24 protein-coding genes and 1 pseudogene are annotated in these 20,923 nt (G+C 65.4%); 6 read left to right on the top strand and 19 right to left on the bottom strand.

Annotated elements, in window-relative coordinates; translation table 11 throughout:
* Positions 1-57: 57 nt before the first annotated feature.
* Positions 58-1,461: a peptidoglycan-binding protein gene (locus GWG65_RS33790; protein ID WP_275199813.1), complete on the bottom strand. Its 1,404-nt coding sequence runs from the start codon at positions 1,459-1,461 to the stop codon at positions 58-60.
* Between the two features lie 238 nt (positions 1,462-1,699).
* Here GWG65_RS33790 and GWG65_RS33785 point away from each other — a divergent pair, with 238 nt between their 5' ends.
* Positions 1,700-2,074: a hypothetical protein gene (locus GWG65_RS33785; RefSeq protein ID WP_275199812.1), complete on the top strand. Its 375-nt coding sequence runs from the start codon at positions 1,700-1,702 to the stop codon at positions 2,072-2,074.
* 163 nt (positions 2,075-2,237) lie between these two features.
* Entirely contained in the window at positions 2,238-2,555 is a 318-nt protein-coding gene (locus GWG65_RS33780) for a glycine zipper domain-containing protein (RefSeq protein WP_275199811.1), read from the top strand.
* A gap of 78 nt (positions 2,556-2,633) precedes the next feature.
* Here the strand turns inward: GWG65_RS33780 and GWG65_RS33775 are convergent, their stop codons facing one another.
* The 7 genes and pseudogenes from GWG65_RS33775 to GWG65_RS33745 all read right to left on the bottom strand — a co-directional run bounded on the left by GWG65_RS33775 (position 2,634) and on the right by GWG65_RS33745 (position 6,144).
* Entirely contained in the window at positions 2,634-3,110 is a 477-nt protein-coding gene (locus GWG65_RS33775) for a DUF4239 domain-containing protein (RefSeq protein WP_275199810.1), read from the bottom strand.
* Between the two features lie 13 nt (positions 3,111-3,123).
* Positions 3,124-3,417: a hypothetical protein gene (locus GWG65_RS33770; protein ID WP_275199809.1), complete on the bottom strand. Its 294-nt coding sequence runs from the start codon at positions 3,415-3,417 to the stop codon at positions 3,124-3,126.
* 27 nt (positions 3,418-3,444) lie between these two features.
* Positions 3,445-3,606: pseudogene (locus GWG65_RS33765) on the bottom strand (JAB domain-containing protein); the annotation flags it as partial.
* A 139-nt stretch (positions 3,607-3,745) separates the two neighbouring features.
* Entirely contained in the window at positions 3,746-3,970 is a 225-nt protein-coding gene (locus GWG65_RS33760) for a DUF4926 domain-containing protein (protein WP_275199808.1), read from the bottom strand.
* Positions 3,967-4,317 carry a DUF6883 domain-containing protein gene (locus GWG65_RS33755; RefSeq protein WP_275199807.1) on the bottom strand — a complete coding sequence of 117 codons (351 nt, stop codon included), beginning with the start codon at positions 4,315-4,317 and terminating at the stop codon, positions 3,967-3,969. The genes GWG65_RS33760 and GWG65_RS33755 overlap by 4 nt, the downstream gene beginning before the upstream one ends.
* Positions 4,318-4,391: 74 nt before the next feature.
* Positions 4,392-5,105 carry a DNA repair protein RadC gene (gene radC / locus GWG65_RS33750; RefSeq protein ID WP_275199806.1) on the bottom strand — a complete coding sequence of 238 codons (714 nt, stop codon included), beginning with the start codon at positions 5,103-5,105 and terminating at the stop codon, positions 4,392-4,394.
* A gap of 40 nt (positions 5,106-5,145) precedes the next feature.
* Positions 5,146-6,144 (bottom strand): EamA family transporter, encoded by a 999-nt coding sequence (locus GWG65_RS33745; protein ID WP_275199805.1) that lies wholly within the window; start codon positions 6,142-6,144, stop codon positions 5,146-5,148.
* Positions 6,145-6,245: 101 nt separating this feature from the next.
* Here GWG65_RS33745 and GWG65_RS33740 point away from each other — a divergent pair, with 101 nt between their 5' ends.
* Entirely contained in the window at positions 6,246-6,842 is a 597-nt protein-coding gene (locus tag GWG65_RS33740; protein WP_275199804.1) for an Ada metal-binding domain-containing protein, read from the top strand.
* 25 nt (positions 6,843-6,867) lie between these two features.
* Here the strand turns inward: GWG65_RS33740 and map are convergent, their stop codons facing one another.
* Both map and GWG65_RS33730 read right to left on the bottom strand, forming a co-directional pair.
* Complete coding sequence (gene map / locus GWG65_RS33735; protein WP_275199803.1) at positions 6,868-7,686, bottom strand: type I methionyl aminopeptidase; 819 nt, start codon at positions 7,684-7,686, stop codon at positions 6,868-6,870.
* 123 nt (positions 7,687-7,809) lie between these two features.
* The gene (locus GWG65_RS33730) at positions 7,810-9,126 is read right to left on the bottom strand and encodes a mechanosensitive ion channel domain-containing protein (protein ID WP_275199802.1); all 1,317 of its coding nucleotides are present in this window, start codon (positions 9,124-9,126) and stop codon (positions 7,810-7,812) included.
* A 214-nt stretch (positions 9,127-9,340) separates the two neighbouring features.
* On the opposite strand from GWG65_RS33730, the gene GWG65_RS33725 reads away from it, so the two are divergent.
* Both GWG65_RS33725 and GWG65_RS33720 read left to right on the top strand, forming a co-directional pair.
* Positions 9,341-11,134, top strand: a complete 1,794-nt coding sequence (locus tag GWG65_RS33725) for a potassium/proton antiporter (RefSeq protein WP_275199801.1) — start codon at positions 9,341-9,343, stop codon at positions 11,132-11,134.
* Positions 11,135-11,380: 246 nt separating this feature from the next.
* The gene (locus tag GWG65_RS33720; RefSeq protein WP_275199800.1) at positions 11,381-11,641 is read left to right on the top strand and encodes a PepSY domain-containing protein; all 261 of its coding nucleotides are present in this window, start codon (positions 11,381-11,383) and stop codon (positions 11,639-11,641) included.
* 31 nt (positions 11,642-11,672) lie between these two features.
* Here the strand turns inward: GWG65_RS33720 and GWG65_RS33715 are convergent, their stop codons facing one another.
* The 5 genes from GWG65_RS33715 to GWG65_RS33695 are packed head-to-tail and all read right to left on the bottom strand — an operon-like array spanning position 11,673 to position 16,370.
* Positions 11,673-12,599 (bottom strand): polysaccharide deacetylase family protein, encoded by a 927-nt coding sequence (locus GWG65_RS33715; RefSeq protein ID WP_275199799.1) that lies wholly within the window; start codon positions 12,597-12,599, stop codon positions 11,673-11,675.
* Positions 12,600-12,602: 3 nt separating this feature from the next.
* The gene (locus tag GWG65_RS33710) at positions 12,603-13,400 is read right to left on the bottom strand and encodes an ABC transporter permease (protein WP_275199798.1); all 798 of its coding nucleotides are present in this window, start codon (positions 13,398-13,400) and stop codon (positions 12,603-12,605) included.
* Positions 13,400-14,263, bottom strand: a complete 864-nt coding sequence (locus GWG65_RS33705; protein WP_275199797.1) for an ABC transporter permease — start codon at positions 14,261-14,263, stop codon at positions 13,400-13,402. Before GWG65_RS33705 ends, GWG65_RS33710 begins: the two co-directional genes overlap by 1 nt.
* Entirely contained in the window at positions 14,260-15,339 is a 1,080-nt protein-coding gene (locus GWG65_RS33700; protein WP_275199796.1) for an ABC transporter ATP-binding protein, read from the bottom strand. The genes GWG65_RS33705 and GWG65_RS33700 overlap by 4 nt, the downstream gene beginning before the upstream one ends.
* Entirely contained in the window at positions 15,336-16,370 is a 1,035-nt protein-coding gene (locus GWG65_RS33695; protein WP_275199795.1) for an extracellular solute-binding protein, read from the bottom strand. Before GWG65_RS33695 ends, GWG65_RS33700 begins: the two co-directional genes overlap by 4 nt.
* Before the next feature lie 197 nt (positions 16,371-16,567).
* On the opposite strand from GWG65_RS33695, the gene GWG65_RS33690 reads away from it, so the two are divergent.
* A complete protein-coding gene (locus GWG65_RS33690; RefSeq protein ID WP_275199794.1) occupies positions 16,568-17,311 on the top strand; it encodes a GntR family transcriptional regulator in 744 nt (247 codons plus the stop codon).
* Positions 17,312-17,484: 173 nt separating this feature from the next.
* Here the strand turns inward: GWG65_RS33690 and modC are convergent, their stop codons facing one another.
* From modC to mepA, 4 genes are all read right to left on the bottom strand, one after another.
* The gene (modC, locus tag GWG65_RS33685) at positions 17,485-18,147 is read right to left on the bottom strand and encodes a molybdenum ABC transporter ATP-binding protein (RefSeq protein WP_275199793.1); all 663 of its coding nucleotides are present in this window, start codon (positions 18,145-18,147) and stop codon (positions 17,485-17,487) included.
* Positions 18,148-18,149: 2 nt separating this feature from the next.
* The gene (gene modB, locus GWG65_RS33680; RefSeq protein WP_275199792.1) at positions 18,150-18,845 is read right to left on the bottom strand and encodes a molybdate ABC transporter permease subunit; all 696 of its coding nucleotides are present in this window, start codon (positions 18,843-18,845) and stop codon (positions 18,150-18,152) included.
* A gap of 43 nt (positions 18,846-18,888) precedes the next feature.
* Positions 18,889-19,671, bottom strand: coding sequence for a molybdate ABC transporter substrate-binding protein (gene modA, locus GWG65_RS33675; protein ID WP_275199791.1), 783 nt, complete (start codon positions 19,669-19,671; stop codon positions 18,889-18,891).
* Positions 19,672-19,954: 283 nt separating this feature from the next.
* Positions 19,955-20,899, bottom strand: coding sequence for a penicillin-insensitive murein endopeptidase (mepA, locus tag GWG65_RS33670; RefSeq protein WP_275199790.1), 945 nt, complete (start codon positions 20,897-20,899; stop codon positions 19,955-19,957).
* Positions 20,900-20,923 lie beyond the last annotated feature (24 nt).

Below are 20,923 nucleotides of genomic sequence, written 5' to 3'. Positions count from 1 at the left end.
ACGCGACCTCGTCCTGAGGGCCCGCCGTAGGCGGGCGTCTCGAAGGATGGCGGCAGGTTACGTCGTCATCTTGGGCGGCGGCGCGGTGCCTTGCGCCCATTTCTCCAGCTTGCCGAGCACGCCCCAGGCCGCGAGTGCCAGGGAGATCGGCATCGCGAACTGGCCAAGGCCCGGCACCGCCGACACAATCGTTCCGAACAGCCCGGCAAGTCCGCCTGCGTTCGGGCTCGCCGTCACCGCCGAGAGCAGCGCGGTGATCAGCGAGCCGCCGATCCCGAGCGCCGTCTTCTTGCCGTCAAGGAGCTTGCCGATGGTCTCGCCGAGCGCGCCGTTGACCTGGCCGAGCACGGGCTTGCCGTCCTTGTTGAGGACAGCGCCGAGCAGGTCGACCACCTGCTTCAACTGGTCGACGGGAGCGGCGCTGGTCGGCGTGACCGTCCCAGGCATTGGCGCCGTCTTGTTGATGAGACCGAACAGCCGTTCCAGCAAGCCGATTGGATCGTTGGCAGCCGGTAGGATGCCTCCCGATGTCACGCCTCCCGGGATCGCACCGGCTGACGTTACGCCTCCGGCGGAGGGCCGCAGCAATTGCGCAAGATCCTCCACCCGCTTCAGGATCTGGGACAGATCGCCGGCTTGCCCGATGGGGCCCGCCTGCGTGCCGCGCGTGAGGGCGGCCATCGTGGCACCGTCGAGAAGTCCGGTATCCCTGAGGCCGTTCTGCTGCTGGAACTGCGAGACTGCGGCCTTGGTCTTCGGCCCGCAGATGCCGTCCTCGGCCAGCGGCGGATTGGCGCCGAGCCTGTTGAGCGCCTGCTGCATCAGAACAACCGTCGGTGCCACATCGTCCTCGGGTTCGGCGCGGCCCGCGATCTGCGGGCTGCCGTCCAGTTTGATCGAGGAATCGAGTGACATCATCGCGTGCAGGATCACCGCCGTTCCGAGTTGGGAATCGACGTGGCTCGGGTCGAACACATGATCGCGGACGAATTTGCCGGCCCTCGCCTCGGGCGGGCCGTACAGCGTCGAGCCGCCGTAGAGATAGGGCGAGTTGCAGCCCTTGGCGTGATAGCCGAAGCCGTTGAAGCCCTCGAGCCGGAACAGGGTTCGCGCGACGCCCCAGTCTTTCGCGCCGACGTAGTTTTCGATCCTCAGTGCGTCCACGGCGCCATCCACGAACGACGCAAACGGGCCGCGGCCTTTCGGAACGATGGTCGTCACGCGGTGCAGCGACTCGCCGTTGCCGAGATAGGTGTCGAAATCGAAGTTGGATTCGCGATAGTGGCAGAGCGCGATGAAATGCCAGGGCACGTCGGTCAGCCGCTCGACCTGCTGATAGGTCGCCTTGCCCTTGATAGCCTTGCGGGCCACCGCGTTCGCGTCCTCGAGGCGTCCAGGCCGGATTTCGAGATTGGCCCAGTTTCGCTCATATTCGCTTTTCAGGCTGTCGAAAGACACCATTTCCTGCCTCCCGTAAATTGATGAAATATCGGGTCTTCGTGCAAATCAGGTGTGAGCCATGTGCCGTCATCACGGCGTGACTCCAGCGTGACCTCTTGAATGTGGCAGGGCGCCGGCCCGGCGCATGTGAAATGGCTTACACGCTCGGCGGGAAATCAGCGGGGCAGCTGCCAATGTCCGGGAACCGGCAAGGCCAGCCATCCGTTAGCTATGGAGGTTGTTTGGCAAGGAGAGCTGCATGGCCAGGCGCGTCCTCGCGATCGGCATCGAACCCGGCAACGCGGATTACAGCGCATTCCCGCAGATCACGCCGGAGCACGTGCGCGGCTATATCGAGGCGCAACTGCTGCGCCTGCGCGATCTCGGTTATGAGGTCACGAGCTGCCTGATCGATCTCGACGCGACTGCGGAAGCTGGCGTGACAGCAGCATTGCGCGACGAGAGCTTCGACTGCATCGTGATCGGCGCGGGCCTGCGCGAGCCGAAGGAGCGCCTGCTGTTGTTCGAGAAGGTGCTCAACCTCGTGCATCGGCTGGCACCGAACGCCGCGATCTGCTTCAACACCACGCCGGCCGACACCGCCGAAGCCGTGCAGCGATGGGTCGATCCCTGACATGATATTGGTTGGTGTGTGCGTTGCACGCGGACTGGCTGTCCTCGATCAGGGGCTGCGGCGCCATCGCGTGAAGCAGGTCAATCCGCGCCGTCCCGCGATTGTTCTGGCCCGAATCCGCCTCCGGCGCTATGACGTACGCCACCATAAGGGAGGGCTTGGGATGCTTCGATGTCTTGGACGAGGTCTTGGAATTGCAGCGTGCCTGAGCGTCGCCATAGCGATGCCGGTTCATGACGCCGTGGCGCAGGACGCCATCGGCGGCGCCATCATCGGTGGTGTCGGTGGGGCCATTGTGGGTGGTGCGCTCGGTGGCGGCCGCGGGGCCGCGATCGGCGCCGTCGTCGGTGCCGGCACCGGTGCCGCAATCGCCTCCGAAGGCGATCGCCGCCGCTCCGGCTATTATGCCTATCAGCAGGGCTGCTACATGCAGCGTCCGGATGGCTATTACGTCCGGGTCAATCCGCGATATTGCTACTGAGCCATCACTGACCGGCGCCGGCGCTATCTCGATGGCGCCGCCGCGTGTATGTCAGATGTGGCCGCGCCTACGTAGCGGTCACGTTCGTCGCGCTGCTTCCTCCGGCATGATCTGGCGCAGCGGCTCCGGAGAGACGGATATCTGGCCCGTAAACGGCCGGTCGTGCGCGGCGATCAGGAGAACCGAGGTGGCGACGCCGGTCGCGAACAGGCCCATTGCGATGGCCGACGCCAGGCGATTGTCGCAATGAACGAGGCCGATGACCGCCAGGGCGCAGACCGCCTGAAGGTACAGGCACCACCATTTGACCGAGTTCACCGCCGCTAGGCTGACGATGATCCGCTGCCGTCGCGCATCCAGCGCCTGCTCCAGCGTGACGATGATCTCGCGCTGAACACTTTCCTGGCCCGGCCCTTGCGGGTTCATTGCGACGACGAGATGCAACGCCTCGGCGAGCGCCGGCGGCGTCGCCTTCAGCGTCACCTCCCGATGCGCCATCATCGGCCATTCCTCCGCCACTGCCTGCCCGACATAGTCACGGACGAGCCCACGCAACCGGGTCTCCTGCTCAGGCGGCAGCCAGCAGCACGGCGCTGCGTAGCGCGCTCGCCTCGCGGCTCACGGCGGCGCCGGCGCGGTCGCTGTCACCCCAGACCTGCGCCGCGGTGAAGGCAACGAACAGGCCGAAGATGATGCCGAGCACCGGCAGCATGCCCGGCGAGATCATCTTGAGCGATTTTGCGCGCTCGCCCGTCGCGAGCACGGCAACGGCCGCGAAGACCACCGCCGCGAGCAGGTACGTGAAGCCAAAGATCACCAGCGCCATCCCGGGCACCGGCAAATTATGCAGCCAGTCGCTCATTGTCTGTTTTCGCTTTGTTGGAGATGTTTAGATCAGCCGCATCCCCTTCAAACTCGCATGCCCGCTTCGGCCGACGATGATGTGGTCATGCACGGCGATGCCGAGCGGCTTGGTGATGTCGATGATCGCTTTCGTCATCTGGATGTCGGCCTGCGAGGGCGAGGGATCGCCGGAGGGATGGTTGTGCATGAAACGAAGCAGCAGCATAAGGTTCTGATCGGGCTTCATCCGTTCACTTCGGGCCACTACAGATTTCATCGGGAGCCCGATTTTCTGCATGGCGTGATGGCGGCCGACGAGAATTCGAGTCTTCGCCCAGCACCCGCAGTCAGCTCACCGCGCGCGCGTGAACGATCTCGCGTGGCTCGACCGGTCGCACATCGGCCGCATCGAGGGTCACGACCGCAACGGTGTCACCCGACAGCGTCGTGAACTCAATTTCATAGCCGGCACCCTGCTGATGCACCAAGACAACAGTGCCAACATCACCGGCAGTCAGTCGCTCCGCGGGCAAATCGCGCTTCAAGACGACGAGGTCCAGTTCATCGATCATGGGGTAGCGATCCTTCTCGGCACTAACGTCACCAGACGCGGGGCGGTCTCCTGCGACTCCACAAACCATACCACGCGAACGACCGGGTTGCGACCGTCTGGCGTCGGCAGCGGGCCGTCGATCTCGTATCTCGTGCCGAACCGGGTTTGATGCAATGCAGCGATATCGTTTGCTGTCGCGTGGGCGATTAAGGCATCACGCAGTATGCGCCAATCCTTGGCACTAAACCCGAAGCCCTCAAGGAATCGGGCTTTCGCGCGCCCGCCGGAATGACGGACGCTCAACAGATAGCTGACGATCTTAGCCTCAGGGACGACGGCTTGATCCAGGTGAGACAGCCGCGGCATGCATCTTCACTCAAGGTGTCGGCGCTGTGTCAAATTCCTAGCGACACAACACGAAAAGCGAATTCGGCCGTGGGTCATATCAGCCGCATCCCGCGCAAACTCGCATGCCCGCTTCGACCGACGATGATGTGGTCGTGCACGGCAATCCCCAGCGGCTTGGCGATGTCGATGATCGCCTTGGTCATCTGGATGTCGGCCTGCGAGGGCGAGGGATCGCCGGAGGGGTGGTTGTGCACCAGGATCAGCGCGGTCGCGGATAATTCCAGCGCGCGCTTGATCACCTCGCGCGGATAGACCGGGGTGTGGTCGACGGTGCCGGTCTGCTGCACCTCGTCGGCGATCAGCTGGTTGCGCTTGTCGAGGAACAGCAGGCGGAATTGCTCCTTCTCGGCAAACGCCATGCTGGTGCGGCAATAGTCGATCACCTCGTTCCACGACGACAGCGCGTTCCGGCTGTTCACCTCGCCCTTGGCGACGCGGTGCGCTGCCGCCGCGATCAGCTTGAGCTGGTTGATCGCGGCCTCGCCCACGCCCTCGACCTCACGCAGCCGCGCCACCGGCGCGTGTACGACCTCGGCGAACGATCCAAAGGTCTTGATCAGCGCTTTCGCGAGCGGCTTGGTGTCGCGCCTGGGCAGCGCCGGAAACAGCGCCATCTCCAAGAGCTCGTAGTCGCTGAGCGCATCCGCCCCCGCGCTGTAGAAGCGCTCGCGCAGCCGTTCGCGATGGCCGAGATAGTGCGGCGCGTCCTCAGGCTTGCTCTTGTCGTGGTCGGTCTTGGCGGGCATCGGCCGCCAGCATTGCCGCGGACCGTCGTTTTTGCAACCGTCAATTGCGGCGACGCGGCTCTAGTGGCCCGGCTTTCCCGGTATCGACGTGTCGCTTCGGCGGAGGCATCGTGACAGCCACCACTCCCACTACTATGAGCACCATTCCGCCCAGAATCGACCAGGTAAAGCGCTCGCCAAGCAGAGCAATGCCGAGTGCCACCGCGAATCCCGCGCGCAAGTAGCTCCCGCTGGTCGTGCCGAGCGGGCCGAGCGTGTGGATCAGCCGGAAATAGATCACCATTGCGATGGCAGTACAGACGATCGCAAGGCCGAGGACCGCCGCGATCGCCTGTGCCGTGGGGGCGAGCCGCCATGGCTGCTCGAGGATGGCGGCCGCGGGAAGCATCACGATTGCGGCTGAGCTCATGGCGCCGGCCGCCGTGACGATTGCGGGGAGTTTCGAGAACCGCTGGCCCCATATCGGTGCGAGCGCGTAGCAGAGGCTTGCGCCGAGCACGGCCAGCTGGGCAAGCGCCGGCGCCGTGCCGATCCCGGATAGCGCATCGACGCCCATCGTCACGGCCACGCCGGCCAAGCCGAGACCGACGCCAAGGATTTTCTGGCCTCTGATCATCCGTCGTCCACGCTCGGTCGTCATTGCGATCAAGAGCACGAACATCGGTGGCGTGGCGTTGAGCACGCCCGCGAGACCGCTCGCGATATGAATCTCACCCCAACTGATCAGGGTGAAGGGCAGCGCGCTTTGCAGCAGCCCTTGCACGAAGAAAGCAGTCCACACCTGCCCCTGTCGCGGCAGTGAGTGTCCCTGTGCCGCGGAGATGAGAGCAAGCAGAATTGCCGCGATCGCGACACGCGCGGCGACCATCGTGAACGGCGGAATCGTGGGGATCGCCACCTTGATCAGCGTGAACGAGCTGCCCCAGATCAGCGAAAGGAGCAGCAGGAGCCCGATCTCCAGGGCTACCATGGTTTGCTCTGACCTTGCCTGTGGTGCCTGTGTGCTCATGCGATTTGCTCCGGAATTGATCAGCAACATGATCCGGAGCGACGGCGCAGGCTGGCTGAATTCGGACCTCATCGTCCGACCGAGTCCGATTTCAGCTATTCGGCCGGCTGAACGGACATTATTCTTCCGACATGGCGACAGGCTCGGCGCATCGGCAAACGCTGCCACCGCATCTCGACTGGGAAACCTGCGACCGAGCGCGCCTCGCCCGCGCCCGCGCTTTCGACGGCCTGTTCTTCTCAGGCGTTCGCTCGACGCGCATCTACTGCCGGCCGGTCTGTCCGGTTCGCCCGGCGCGCTCGGAGAACGTCACCTTCTATGCAACCGCTGCCGCCGCAGAGCGGGCCGGATTTCGCCCATGCCTGCGTTGTCGCCCTGAAACAGCGCCGGGCTCTCCGGCCTGGATGGGAACCGCCACCACCGTTGCTCGTGGGATGCGCCTGATCGATGACGGCTTTCTCGATCGGGCATCGATGGCGGACCTTGCGGAAGCCCTTGGCGTCGGGCCGCGCCATCTGCTGCGCCTGTTCATGCGTCATGCCGGCGCGAGCCCGAGCGAGATTGCGGCGACGCGGCGCGTGCAGGAAGCCAAGCGCCTGATTGATCAAACTGAGATGACATTGGCGGAGATCGCCTTCACGGCCGGCTTCGGCAGCGTTCGCCGATTCAATGATGCTTTTGCGGCGACTTATAAGCGACCACCGTCGTCGTTCCGCCGCCGGCAATAGGCGCGACGGAGCGGTGGCTACAAGTTCACCCGACCTGCTTCTCGCCGTGCCGCTCCGACAGCGTGAAGATCTCGACGCCGGTGGCGGTGACGCCGACGGAGTGCTCGAACTGCGCCGACAGCGAGCGGTCGCGGGTCACGGCGGTCCAGCCGTCGGACAGAATCTTCACATGCGGCTTGCCGAGATTGATCATCGGCTCGATGGTGAAGAACATGCCGGGCTTGAGCTGCACGCCTTCGCCGGGCCGGCCGATATGGATGATGTTCGGCTCGTCGTGGAACATGCGCCCGAGGCCGTGGCCGCAGAAGTCGCGCACCACGCTCATGCCTTGCGGCTCGACAAAACTCTGGATGGCGTGGCCGATGTCGCCGGTGGTGGCGCCGGGCTTCACCGCCGCGATGCCGCGCATCATGGCTTCATACGTCACCTCGATCAGCCGTTCGGCCTTACGCGCGATCGGACCCACCGCATACATCCGGCTGGAATCGCCATACCAGCCGTCGAGGATAAAGGTGACGTCGATGTTGACGATGTCGCCTTCCTTGAGCGGGCGGTCGCCGGGCATGCCGTGGCAGACCACATGGTTGAGCGAGGTGCAGGTCGAGTAGCGATAGCCGCGGTACATCAGCGTCGCCGGATAGGCGCCATGGCTGAAGGCGAAGTCGCGGACGAATTCGTCGATGCGCTCGGTCGGCACGCCCGGCTTGACGATGTCGGTGAGCTCATCGAGGCACTTCGACACCAGCGCGCCCGCCTTGCGCATGCCGGCAAAGGCGCTCGGCCCATGCAGCTTGATCTGGCCGGTCTTGCGCAGGGAGGTATCGGAGGCTTCGACGTAGCTCATCATACGGTCTTTACGGGCTCGGGGCTGATCTCGATGTCGGCGGAAAGGCTTGATTTCGGGTCCTAATTTAATGATCGCCGGGCTTCATGCAAGCCAAAGCCTGCCATACGCACGAAAGCAGGCTCAATTCGGGACTTCTACGGTGGTTTCGACCGGCAGCGCGCCGCCACGGATGCGGATTTCGCGGACGGGATAGGGAACCCGGATGCCCTCGCGCTTGAAAGCGTCCCACAGCGCCAGCATCACGTCGCTCTTGACGTTGTCCATGCCGTCTGGGTCGGCGATCCAGAAGGTCAGCGAGAACTTCATCCCGGCTTCTGCGAACTCGGTCAGGATGCTGTTCGGCGGCTTGCCCTTCTGCGCGCGGGGATGGGCCGCGGCGGTCTCGGCGGCGAGCTTGCAGACCAGCTTTGGGTCGGCGTCGTAATTGGTGCCGAAGGCGATCTTCACCAGCGTGTTCTTGTCGGTATAGGTCCAGTTGACGACCTTCTGCGTCACCAGATCCTCGTTCGGCACCAGGAATTCGCGCCCGTCCCCGGCGGCGACGGAAATATAGCGCGTCTTCATCGCGCTGATGCGCCCGGTATTGTCGCCGATGGTGACGAGGTCGCCCGGCTTCACCGACTTGTCGGCGAGCAGGATGATGCCCGAGATGAAGTTGGCGACGATCTTCTGCAGGCCGATACCGATGCCGACGCCGACCGCGCCGGAGAACACCGCGAGCGCCGAGAGGTCGATGCCGACCGCGCCGAGCGCGATCACGATGGCGACGGCGAGCAGCCCGATCCGGATGATCTTGACCAGCAGCACCTGCACCGACGGCGTCAGGTCGGTAGTCGCGTTGATCCGGCTCTCGGCGAAATTGCTGGCGATGTTGGTGAGCCAGAGCGCGAACAGCAGAAGCGCGCCGGCCTTGATCACCAAAAGCGGCGTCAGCCGCAGGCCGCCGAGCACGATCGCATAGGAGTCGAGCAAATCGACGGTCGCATCGAGCTGGCCGGTGATGGACAGAGCTGCGACGAACCATGCCGTGATCGACACCAGCTTGACGATGGAGGCGTTGCGCAGCACCGAGGTCAAGAGCCGGATCGCGAGCCAGGCCAGCCCCAGCTTGGCGGCGACCATCAGTAGATAGCTGCGGCTCGGCCACGTCGCGTGGTACATCACGACGCGCGAGACGATCACGAGCAGGGTGAACACTGCCGTCGAGGCACTAGCGACCATCACGCGGACGAAATGCCGGAGCGGCAGCGGCCAGCGCATCGCCAGCGAGGTCATGTCGACGCGGTTGCGAACGCCGGCCTCGGCGGCATAGGCGATGCCGGCCGCGACCAGAATGAGACCGAATTGCAGGTAGAACCACGGCGAAGAGATTTCCGCCCCGACGCTGCGCGCCGTGGTCTGCACGAACTCCATGAAGTCTTTGAGGTCCATGTCCATCGGGAGGTCTCGTCGGGAGGCGGGCGGGAAGATTTGATTCGAGGGCGCCGCAGAATCCCACAAAGCACGCGGCCGGGCCATCGATACACCGGCATGCGATCCGAGTTAAGACCGCAAAATACGCGCAGATTGCCGCGAGCGGGCGAAAATGAGTTGGCGCGGGAGTGTGCCGACGATAAGGATGCCATTCCAGCGATTTGCACCCGGAAGGTGGATGGCCTCCCTCGACTCTGTCAGCCTCGCCATATTGCTCGGCGCCGTCCTGGTGTTGGCCGGTATCCTGTCAAGCCTGCTTGCGCTGCGCTTCGGCGCGCCCTTGCTGCTCGTCTTCCTCGCGATCGGCATGCTGGCGGGCGATTCCGGTCCCGGGCAGCTGCAGTTCGACGACGTCCGCACCACCTATCTGGTCGGCTCGGTGGCACTGGCGCTGATCCTGTTCGACGGCGGCTTGAGGACCCGCTTTGCCAGCATCCGCACCGTGCTCGCGCCCTCCGTGATGCTCGCGACCGCCGGCGTGCTCCTGACCGCGCTGATCACGGCGCCGTTCGCGAAATATGCGCTCGACCTCAACTGGACGGAGTCGCTGTTGATCGGCGCCGTGGTGGCCTCGACGGACGCTGCTGCAGTGTTCCTGCTGGTGCATACCCAGGGTCTTCGGCTGCGCCCGCGCGTCGGTGCGACCCTGGAGGCGGAATCCGGCACCAACGACCCCTTCGCGATCTTCCTCACCTTGATGCTGGTCGAATACATTTCGTTGGGATCGAGCACGGCGGGGCACGTGCTGATGGAGTTCGTCCAGGAGGCGGTGCTGGGCGCTATCGTCGGCGTGATCGGCGGGCGTCTGGTCGTCATCGCGCTCAACCAGGTGGCGCTGCCGCAGGGCCTGCACGCGCCCTTTGTGACCACGGGGGCGCTCGTCATCTTCGGCGGTTCGCAGATCATGCATGCCTCCGGCTTCCTCGCGGTCTATCTCGCCGGCATCATCATCGGCAACCGGCCGACGCGCGCGCATAATTCGGTGGTTGCCTTCCTGGACGCGGCGACCTGGCTGGCGCAGATCGTGATGTTCGTCCTGCTTGGCCTCTTGGTCTCGCCGAGCCGGCTCGGCGCCAGCGTGCTGCCGGCGGTCGCGATCGCCTTTGTCCTGATGCTGATCGCGCGGCCGATCGCGGTCTTCCTTTGCCTCGCGCCGTTCCGCTTCAACTGGCGCGAAAAGATCTTCATCGCCTGGACCGGCCTGCGCGGGGCGGTCGCGATCTTCTTGGCGTCGATCCCGATGCTGGTCGGCCTGTCGAAGGCCTATCTCTATTTCGACGTCGCCTTCGTCGTGGTCATCATCTCGCTGCTGCTGCAAGGCTGGACGCTGGCGCCGGCGGCGCGCAAGCTGCACGTGGCGCTGCCGCGCGCTGAGCGCGGCCCGCGCCGGGTCGAGCTCGATTTGCCCGGCCAGCTCGAGCAGCAGCTCGTCGGCTATCCGGTGCGGCCCAAGAGCCTGTATTTCCGCCGCGGGCTGATCCCGTCCTGGTCCAAGCCGACGCTGGTGATCCGCAACGAGAGCATCCTGACGCCCACGGAGGCCGACCCGGTCGCGCCGGGCGACTACATCTATCTGCTGGCGCCGCCGGAAAAGGCGGAGTCGCTGGATCGCTTCTTCGTCGACATGCAGCCGGGCTCGGCGCCCGATCCGCATCTGCTCGGCGACTTCATGGTGTCCGGCGAGCACACGCTCGCCGAGCTCGCCGAGATCTACGGCGTGAACGTGAGTGAGGACGAGAGCAAGCTGACGCTGGCCGACTATTTCGACGTCCATCTCGACCGGGCGCCGAAGGAGGGCGCGGAGCTTGCGCTTGACACGATCGTGCTCGTCGCACGCAGCATCTCCGGCGGCCGCGTCAACGTCGTCGGCCTGCGCCTGCCGGAAGACGAGGAAACGCCGGTAGCGCTGACACGCATGCAGATGTTTCGGCGCAAGCTCGCGGATGTGTGGACCTCGGTGGCGGGGGTTTAATTCCCCATGTCATTCCGGGGCGCGCGTTAGCGCGAACCCGGAAACCATCTCACCTCAGAACGTGTGGCGAAATGGGATTCCGGGCTCACCCTTCAGGCGCCCCGGAATGACGGAACGAGGAACCCGCCACCAAATCGCCGCAACCGCCAAAGATTTGCGCGGGTTCGTGACCCCTACCCCCGGAACGCTCCGCCATTCCGCTCGTTCTCAGGGCATAACGGTCAAACGATTCGACAGGAGCAGTCCATGCGAAAGCTCATCTTGCCGGCCATCGTCGCCGCTGTCCTCGGATCGGCGGCACCGGCCATGGCCTATGACACCGGCGATCAGATCTCGATGCGAGCCGCGCTCGACGTCGCGACCGATATCGGGGTCATGACGGTTTCGCATACCGAGTTCCTCGGCGACGAATGGCAGATCGAAGGCCGCGACCGCGCCGGCCGCTGGATGAAAGTCGATGTGGATGCCCGGACCGGCGAGGTGCGTAACGTCGATCGCGGCTGGTAGCGGCGATCACCCGTAACGGTGCCGACGAGGATTACACTCCTGCCGGCACCGCCGTCAGCCAGTGCCGCGCAATCGCCGCCCTTGGCGCGATCCACGCGGCGCCGCTGCCGCTGGCGCCGCTGCCGCTGATGTGCGCCAGGATCCGCTCCAGCGCGCCGATGCGGCCGGGGCGGCCGATTATGCGCAGATGCAGGCCGATCGACATCATCTTCGGCGAGGTCTCGCCCTCGCGCTTGAGCCATTCGAAGGCGTCGATGACATAGTCGGCGAAGTCGGCGCCGTTGAAGCGCGCGGCGTTGTAATACTGCATGTCGTTGGTGTCGAAGGCGTAGGGCAGGATCAGGTGCCGCTTGCTGGCGACCTCCGTGTAGTAGGGCAGGTCGTCATTATAGGCGTCGCTGTCGTAGAGAAAGCCGCCGTCCTCGACTAGCAGGCGCCGCGTGTTCGGCGATGTCGCCGAGCGCGTGTGCCAGCCGACCGGGCGCTGCCCGGTGGCGCGTTCGATTGCCGCCACGGTTCTGGCGATCACCTTGCGCTCACTCGCTTCGTCCATCTCGGCATGGCTCTGCCAGCGCCAGCCATGGGCCGAGACCTCATGCCCTCGCTTGATGGCGTCGCGCGCCAGCTCCGGTGAGCGTTCGACCGCGCGGCCGCAGGAGCTCACCGTCACCTTGACGCCGTGCGCGTCGAACAGGTCCATGATCCGCCACCAGGCGGCGCGCGTGCCGTATTCGAAATGGCTGTCGATGCAGGAGTCCGGGCCATCGACCCGGTGCACGACCTCGTAGATCGCCTCGTTGTTCGCGTCGCCGTCGTTGACGGAGAACTCCGAGCCCTCCTCGAAATTTACCACCAGCGACACCGCGACGCGCGCGCCGTTCGGCCAGCGCGGGTTCGGCGGCTTGCCGCGATAGCCGGTAAAGTCGCGCTGTGAGACGTGATAATTTGGTTCGCTCATGGATCAGTCCGAGGTTCCGGCCATGCGATGCAGGCCGACGACGCGGTCGCTGACGAACAGCAGGATCACCGTGCCGGCGAGGATGAGGGTGGACAGCGCGGCAAGCGTCGGGTCGGGCGCTTCCTCGATGTATTGCAGCATGCGGATCGGCAGCGTCTTGGTGCGGACGTCGGCGAGGAAAATCGACACCGGGTAGTTGTCGAACGACGCCAGGAACGAGAAGATGCCGGCGATCAGGAATGACGGCGCCAGCGCCGGCACCATCACCCGCAGCACGCTGCCGGGATAGGTGCAGCCGAGCGTGCGCGCGGCCTCGATCAGCGTGAAGTCGAACTGCGACAGCCCCGCGATCATGGTCCGCGCGACGTAGGGCAGCGTGATGACGAGATGCGCGACCAGCAGCGTCGCCCAGGGCGCGGTGAAACCGACCGCGCGAAAGCCCTGCAGGAGCGCAATGCCAAGCACGAGGCCGGGCATCATCAGCGGCGAGACCAGCGCGGTGGCAAAAATATCTGCGCCCGGCAGCTTTCCGCGCGCGATCGCTATTGCGGCGAGCGTGCCGCAGACCAGCGAGATCGCGGTCGACAGCAGCGCGATCTGAAGCGACAGCAGCAGCGACGGCCAGAAGCCGTCGAGGCGGCCGATCTTGCCGTACCACCGCGTCGAAGCGCCGGTCAGCGGCAGGTCGAACACCGGCGTCGGCGAGAAACTCGCCGCCGCAATCACCAGCAGCGGCGCGAGCAGGAACAGCGCCAGTGCGATGGCCATCGCCCAGCAGACGACGATCGCGGTCCGCGCCATCACTTCGGCTCCCGCGACATCCGCGCGCTCAGCGTGACGACGGCGATGGCGATGGCGAGCAGCACGACGCCGGCCGCGGCGCCGAAGCCGGGCTCGCGCGTCAAAAGATAAGCTTTTGCGATCGTGGTCGCGAGCGTCGGATATTTTTCGCCGATCAGGAGCGTCGGCACCACATAGGCGGAGACCGAGAGCGAGAACACCAGCGCCACGCCGGCGATGATGCCGGGCAGGGTCAGCGGCAGGATCACGCGGACAAATGTCACGAGCGGCGAAGCGCCGAGCGTGGCGGCAGCTTCAGCGTAGCGGGAATCGAGCTGGGCCACGATCGCGTAGATCGGCAGGATCATGAAAGGCAGGAAGATGTTGACGGCGCCGACGATCAACGCGGTCTCGGTAAAGATCATCCGAATCGGGTCTTCGATGATGCCGAGTGCGATCAGCGTCTCGTTGACGATGCCGTCGCTGCGCAAGAGGATGGTCCAGGCGAACGCCTTGACGATGACGCTGGCCGCGAGCGGCAGGAACAGCGTCGCCAGCAGCAGCGAGCGCAACGCGCCGCGGGCACGCGCCAGCGCGAAGGCGGCGGGATAGCTGATCAGGAAGGCGATCGTCGTCGTCAGCAGCCCGAGCCGCAGCGAATTCCAGATCACGCCGAGATAATAGGGCGAGCCGAGCAGGCGCTTGTAGTGGGCGAAGGTCAGCCCGTTGGCGTCGACGATGCTGACGCCGAGCAGGAGCACCAGTGGCAATGCGAACACGCCGGCGATGATGACGACGGACGGCAGCACGAATCCAAACGCGGCGAGCCGCTCGCGATCGACCGAGGGCGCCGCCATCGGCGCGGGAAGCGCGGCCTCGGTCATACCTGCGCCTCCATCGGAAACGCAAAGGTCTCGGCGACCGGCCAGCTCAGGCGGATCTCGTCATGCACGCGCGGAACCGCGCCGTCGCGCCCGGAAAGTTCAGCAAGCAGGCTCTCGCCGGCGCCGGCATCGACCTCGACCAGCGTGCGCGAGCCCTGGAACACCACGGAGCGGACGCGCCCGGCCGCCGAGTTCGCCTCGCCTTGCTCACTGATCCGAAGCTGCTCGGGGCGCGCGGCGACGATGACGGAGGAGCCTGCCTGAAAATTGCCGAGCGCCGACAGGCGGCCGACCCCGGTCTCGACATCGACCTTGCCGTTATCGGCAGCAAGCACGGTGCCGGAAATCCGCGTCGACAGCCCGACGAAGTTGAGCGCGAACAGGCTGGCCGGGCGCAAGTACAGCTCGCGCGGCTCCGCGAGCTGCTCGATTCGACCCTTGTTCATGACCGCGACACGGTCGGACATGGTCAGCGCCTCGTCCTGGTCGTGCGTCACGAAGATCGCGGTCGCCTTGACCTCCTGGAGCAGGCGGCGCAGCTCGACCTGCATCTCCTCCCGCAGCTTTCGATCGAGCGCCGAGAGCGCTTCATCGAACAGCAGCACATCCGGCTCGACCGCGATCGCACGCGCCAGCGCCACGCGCTGCTGCTGCCCGCCCGACAGCGCGGAGATGCGCCGGCCGCCGAGATGGCCGAGCTTGACCAGCGACAACGCACGCTCGACCGCGGCGTCGATCTCGCGCTTGGCCGCGCCGCGCACCTTCAGCCCGAACGCGACGTTGCCGGCCACGGTGAGATGCGGAAACAGCGCGTAGCTCTGGAACACCACGCCGACATTGCGCTTGTGCGGCGGCACGTTGGTGATGTCGCGCCCGGCGAGTTCGACCTTGCCGGTGTCGGGCTGCGCCAGCCCCGCAATGGCGCGCAGCAGCGTGGTCTTGCCGCAGCCGGAAGGGCCGAGCAGCGTAACCAGCTCGCCGCGGCGGACGGTCAGGTCAATGTGGTCCAGAATCGTGGTCGGTCCGTATTTTTTGGAGACGCTGCGAACGACGAGATGCGGGATGGCCTCGCTCATGTCATCTCCTTGCTCCAGCGGTCGACCCAGGAGGCGCGATTCTTGGCGACGAACGCCCAGTCGGGCGCGAACAGCGAGGCGGGATCCGGAAAGCCTGCCGGCGTCGGCATGCCCTTGTTGGTGGGTGCGACAAAGGCCTTGTCGGCGAGAATGGTCTGCGCCTCCGGGCTCAGGAAGAAGTCGATCACGGCATCCGCAAGGTCGCCCGCCGGCGCGCCGTTCACCTTCGCGATGCCCGAGGGCATGGCGAAGCCGCCATCCTGCGGCACGGCGAGATCGACCGGCGAGCCGTCCGCTTTTCGGATCAGCGTGTAGGCGGAAAACTGGCCGCCGATCATCCAGGCCTCGCCCTGCTCCATCAGATTGATGGCCTGCGGCGCATTGGTGTAGACGTTGAGCAGGTTCGGCTTCAGCTCCTTCACCTTCTTGAAGGCAGCATCGATCTCGTACTGCGCTTCCTTGTACGGCTTGCCGGTCTCGATATGGGCTGCCGCGAGCAGCGTCCAGAAACCTTCGGTGTTCGACAGCGACGGCACGATCACCTTGGAGGCATATTTCGCGTCCCACAGATCGGCCCATTTTGCCGGCGCGGTCTTCATGCGCTTGGTCGAATAGGCGATGCCGGCCCAGGGCCGCTGATAATTCGCCCACAGGCCGTCCTGATGCACCGCGCCGTCGACCAGTTTGCCGAGATTGGCAATCGACGAGGCCGACATCTTGGTGATCAGGCCATCGCTAGCTGCCGGCAGCATCACCGGATCGTCCATGATGACGACCGAGATCTTCGGCGCCGCCTTGTCGGCTTGCATCTTCTGCAGATTGGTCAGCGAGTTGGTACCCTCGTAGAGCACCTTGCAGTCGAGCTTCTTCTCCAGCACCGGAAACAGATCGGCATTGAAATATTTCGCGGCGCCCGCGGGACCGCCGATGACGATCTCCCTGGGCGCGGCGCGCAGGCGCCCTGGGGCGGCGATGATCGCGGCAAAGGCCGCGCCGGATGTCAAAACGCTGCGTCGGGAAGGGGTGTGCATGGGCATGTCCCGTTTGTTGTGCGTAAAGTTTGAAACGAACACGCAGCAAGCGTCATGCCAAATGTGCACATTTTTGTTTTATATCGTTGTATCAATAGGATGGAGGCGGTACGAGATTTGTGTCTGCGCACTCGCGCGGCAAATGTGCACATTTTTTGGAGGTGACGCTGCGCATCCTTTGGGCCTAGCTAACGCCCATGGCGACGCAGCGCAGACGAAACGGCCAAGGAAGCGGTAAGGCCAATCCGGCGGAGGACGAGGCGGTCTATCAGGCCATCCTGCACGCGCTGCTGGAGGGCACGCTGAAGGCGGGGACCAAGCTCGCCGAGCCGCCGCTCGCCGAGATTTTCGGCGTCTCGCGCGAGCGCATCCGCAAGGTGCTGCATCGGTTGGGGGCGGAGCGGCGGCTGGAGATGATTCCCAACCGCGGCGCCCGCGTGCCGCGCCCGACGCTCGACGACGTCCGCAGCGTCTACGAGGCCCATCGCGTGCTCGAGGCCGGCGTGCTGACCCAGCTCGTCCGCCATGTCGACGATGCCTTGATCGATCGGCTCAACGCCCATCTTGCCGAGGAGCGCGCCGCCGCCACGCGCGGCGACCGCGCAGCTTCCGTGCGGCTGTCCGGCGCATTCCATGTCTATCTGGTCGAGGCGCTCGGCAACGCCGAGCTCTCGCGCTTCCTCGCCGATCTGCTCAGCCGGTCCTCGGTGATGGTCTCGGTCTACGAGCCGGCAACCGATTCGATCTGTGCCGTCGACGAGCACGGCGCCATCGTCGAGGCGCTCCGCGCCCGCGACCTCGCCCGCGCCATCGCCGTCTCACGCGAGCATTTCATCCACGTCGAAAGCCGCCTGCATCTGGACGATGATGCGGCGCCGGCAGCGGAAGATTTGACGAGCGTGTTCGCGGCGGTGAAGCCGAAGCGGCGGAAGGCGCGTTAGCCTCCGCTGTCATTGCCCGCGAAGGCGGGCAATCCAGTATTCCAGAGGCGGTCGTGATTGAATCGAGGGGACGCGGCGTACTGGATGCCCCGCCCCAGTGCGCAAGCGCGCACAAGGCGGGGCATGACAGCGATGGTGGAGCGGAAGCGTGTTCCGGCAAGCCGCCATCATCCTCACGTCAACACCTTCACCCCGCCGAACGACACGACCCGCCCCTGCTTCAGCATCACGATCTGGGTCGCAAGCTGGCGCAACTCGGCGACGTCGTGGCTGACATAGACCATCGGCACATTGGCCTCGTCGCGCAGCCGCACCAGATAGGGCAGGATCTCCAGCTTGCGGCCTTCGTCGAGCGCGCCGAGCGGCTCGTCGAGCAGCAGCAGGCGCGGCCGCGACAGCAGCGCGCGTCCGAGCGCGACACGCTGGCGCTCGCCGCCGGAGAGTTTTCCGGGACGGCGATCCTGCAGGGCGCCGATATCGAGCAGGTCGACGATGCGCCTGCGTTGCGCGGCGTCGTCGGCGAGCCGGTTCATCCGCCGCCCATAGTCGAGATTCTGCGCGACGTTGAGATGCGGAAACAGCCGCGCATCCTGGAACACATAGCCGATGCGCCGGCGCCAGGTCGGGACGTGAAGGCCGGCGGCGCTGTCGTCGAGGACGTCGCCGTCAATGACGATGGTGCCGCGGTCGGGGCGCAACAGGCCTGCGATCATGTTGACCAGCGAGCTCTTCCCGGCGCCGGACGCGCCGAACAGCCCGGTCACGCGGCCCTCGCTGGTGAAGGACGCGGCGAGGGAGAATTCGCCAAGCTGTTTTTCGACATCGACGCGCAGCATGATCAGTTCCCGTGCAGGCGCGCGGTGGCGCGGCGTGCGAACCACTCTGCCGCAATCAGCGCGCCGAGCGCGAGCACGATCGAGACGATCACGAGCCGGCCCGCCGCCGCGTCGCCGTCCGGCGTCTGGATCAGCGAGTAGATCGCCGAGGAAATCGTCTGGGTTTCGCCGGGAATGTTCGAGACGAAGGTGATGGTGGCGCCGAACTCGCCGATCGCCTTGGCAAAACCGAGCACCATGCCGGCGAGCACGCCGGGCAGCGCCAGCGGCAGCGTCACCGTGAAGAACACTTTGAAAGGAGCGGCGCCCAGCGTCTCCGCCGCCTGCTCGAGCCGGCGATCGATCGCCTCGATCGACAGCCGCATCGGGCGCACCAAAAGCGGAAACGACATCACGCCGCAGGCGAGTGCAGCACCAGTCCAGCGGAAGGAGAAGACGATGCCGAGAGTGTCGGCCAGAAAACCACCGACGAGACCGCGCCGGCCGAAGGTGAGCAGCAGCAGGTAGCCGGTGACGACCGGCGGCAGCACCAGCGGCAGATGCACCAGCGCATCGAGAACCGACTTGCCCCAGAAATCGCGCCGGGCCAGCAGCCACGCCAGCGCAATGCCGAACGGCGTCGCCACAAGCGTTGCGATGACGGCGACCCTGAGCGAGAGCAGGATCGCCGTCCATTCGGCCGGAGAAATCTCGGACATCACGCCGCAAGCATCGAGTTACAGAACCTCAAGTCGGAAATTCTCAAGTGGTGGGGCTGATCAGGAACTTGAAGCCGTACTTTTCCAGAATCGTCTTGGCGGCGGACGAGCGCAGGAAGGCGAGATAGTCGCCGGTCTCGCCCTTGGCGGTCACCGTCGCTGCGACCGGATAGATGATCGCGGGATGCGACTCCGCCGGGAAGGTGCCGATGATCTTGACGCCGGGCTCGACCTTGACGTCGGTGGAATAGACGATGCCGAGCGGGGCCTCGCCGCGGGCGACCAGCGTAAGCGCGGCGCGCACGCTCTCGGCCATCGCGAATTTCGGCTCCGCGGCCTGCCATGCGCCCAGCTTCTCCAGCGCCGCCTTGGCGTATTTGCCGACGGGCACGGATTTCACGTCGCCGGTCGCGATCCTGCCGTCACCGGCGAGCTTTGCGAGGTCAAAGCCCTGCGCGATGGTGACGTTGTCGATCGCTGAATCCTTTGGCGCGATCAGCACGATGCTGTTGCCGAGCAAATTGACGCGGCTCGGCTCGTTGATGGTCTTTTTGCTGATGGCGTAGTCCATCCAGTCGGTGTCGGCGGAGACGAACACGTCGGCCGGCGCGCCTTGCTCGATCTGCTTGGCCAGCACCGAGCTTGCGGCATAGCTGACACTGAACTTGACGCCGGTCCTGGCGGTGTAAGCCGCGTCGATCTCGTCGAGCGCGTTCTTCATCGAGGCGGCGGCGAACACGGTGATGGTCTTGTCCTCGGCGGCGGCAGGCGAGACGGCTACGAGCAGAACGACAAGGGCAGAGAACACTATGGAAAGGCGGGACATCAGAAGCGCTCCATGCGCGCGCCCGGACGCACGCATGATCGGCGCGCAAGACGGCGTTGGTTGAGTTAGGCTGCGACCGGCGGAAGCGCTGTTCCGGCAAGCCCGATGGACTTACGGTCCGTCAGGCGATCGCCGGCGGTGACCATAACAGGCTGGCGGAACAGGTCAAAGGCGACCTTTCGCATGGTGTACCCCACCCAGTTCGTCATCCCGGACAAGCGCGCCTCAAGCGCGCGCAGATCCGGGATCCATAGAGCCACAGGAAGGAGTTTGGCGGCAGCGGCTACGGCTTCGCATCCGCCGCGTGCAGCACCGCCTTGCAGGCGGCCGGCATCTGCGCCAGCGTCATCGGCGGTTTCGGCTTTGGGGGCTCCGGCGGGGGCTTGGGGTGCAGCACGCTATCGCTGAACCAATAGGCGAGATCGGACTCCTTGCAGCCTTCGTCTTCGGACTGCGACGGCTGGCTCTCGCACTCGCCGGCACCTGGCGGGCAGCGCATGCGGATGTGGAAGTGGTAGTCGTGGCCCCACCACGGCCGGATCTTCGACAGCCAGGAGCGGTCGCCCCTGGCCTCGCGGCATAGCGCCTTCTTGATCGCGGCATTGACGAAGATGCGTTGCACCGCCGGCTCCTGCGCAGCGTCGCGCAGCACCAGCACGTGTCCTGGCGTGAACACCTTCGGATCGATGTCGAGCCGGTCCTGGCGCACCATCATTACCGCCGACATCTCCTCGCGCTCCTCGCGGGAGAGGCGATGGTCCGGCATCGGCGTCAGCCAGATGTCGGCATCGAGGCCGATCTGATGGCTGGCGTGGCCGGACAGCGCAGGCCCGCCGCGGGGCTGGGCGATGTCGCCGACCAGGATGCCCGGCCAGCCGGCGTCCTTGCGCGCTTTGGCGGCGAGCCGCTTGATCAGCGCGATCATCTCGGGATGACCGTAATTGCGATTGCGCGACAGCCGCATCACCTGCCAATTGTCGCCGTTCAGCGGCATTTGCTCGGCGCCGCCGATGCAGCCCTTGACGTAGGAGCCGATGACATGCGCAGGGCCCTTCGACGGCAACAGCTTGCGCGCGAACAGTTCCTTGGCGCCGAGCTTGGGGTCGTTCGGATTGGCGAGCGGCGGCAGCGCTTTTGGATTGACGCTGCCCTTGTCCTGCGCCAGCGCGGCGCCGGCGGTCAGGAGCGCCGTAACAAGCAGCAGAGGGATGATGCGGCGGCGACTCATGCTGACGTTCTTATAGCCCAACGT

The sequence above is a fragment of the Bradyrhizobium sp. CSA207 genome (assembly GCF_029051685.1).
In the GTDB taxonomy this organism is placed as follows: domain Bacteria; phylum Pseudomonadota; class Alphaproteobacteria; order Rhizobiales; family Xanthobacteraceae; genus Bradyrhizobium.
Note: the sequence above shows the minus strand (reverse complement) of the source record. Positions and strands in the feature narration are given on the sequence as shown.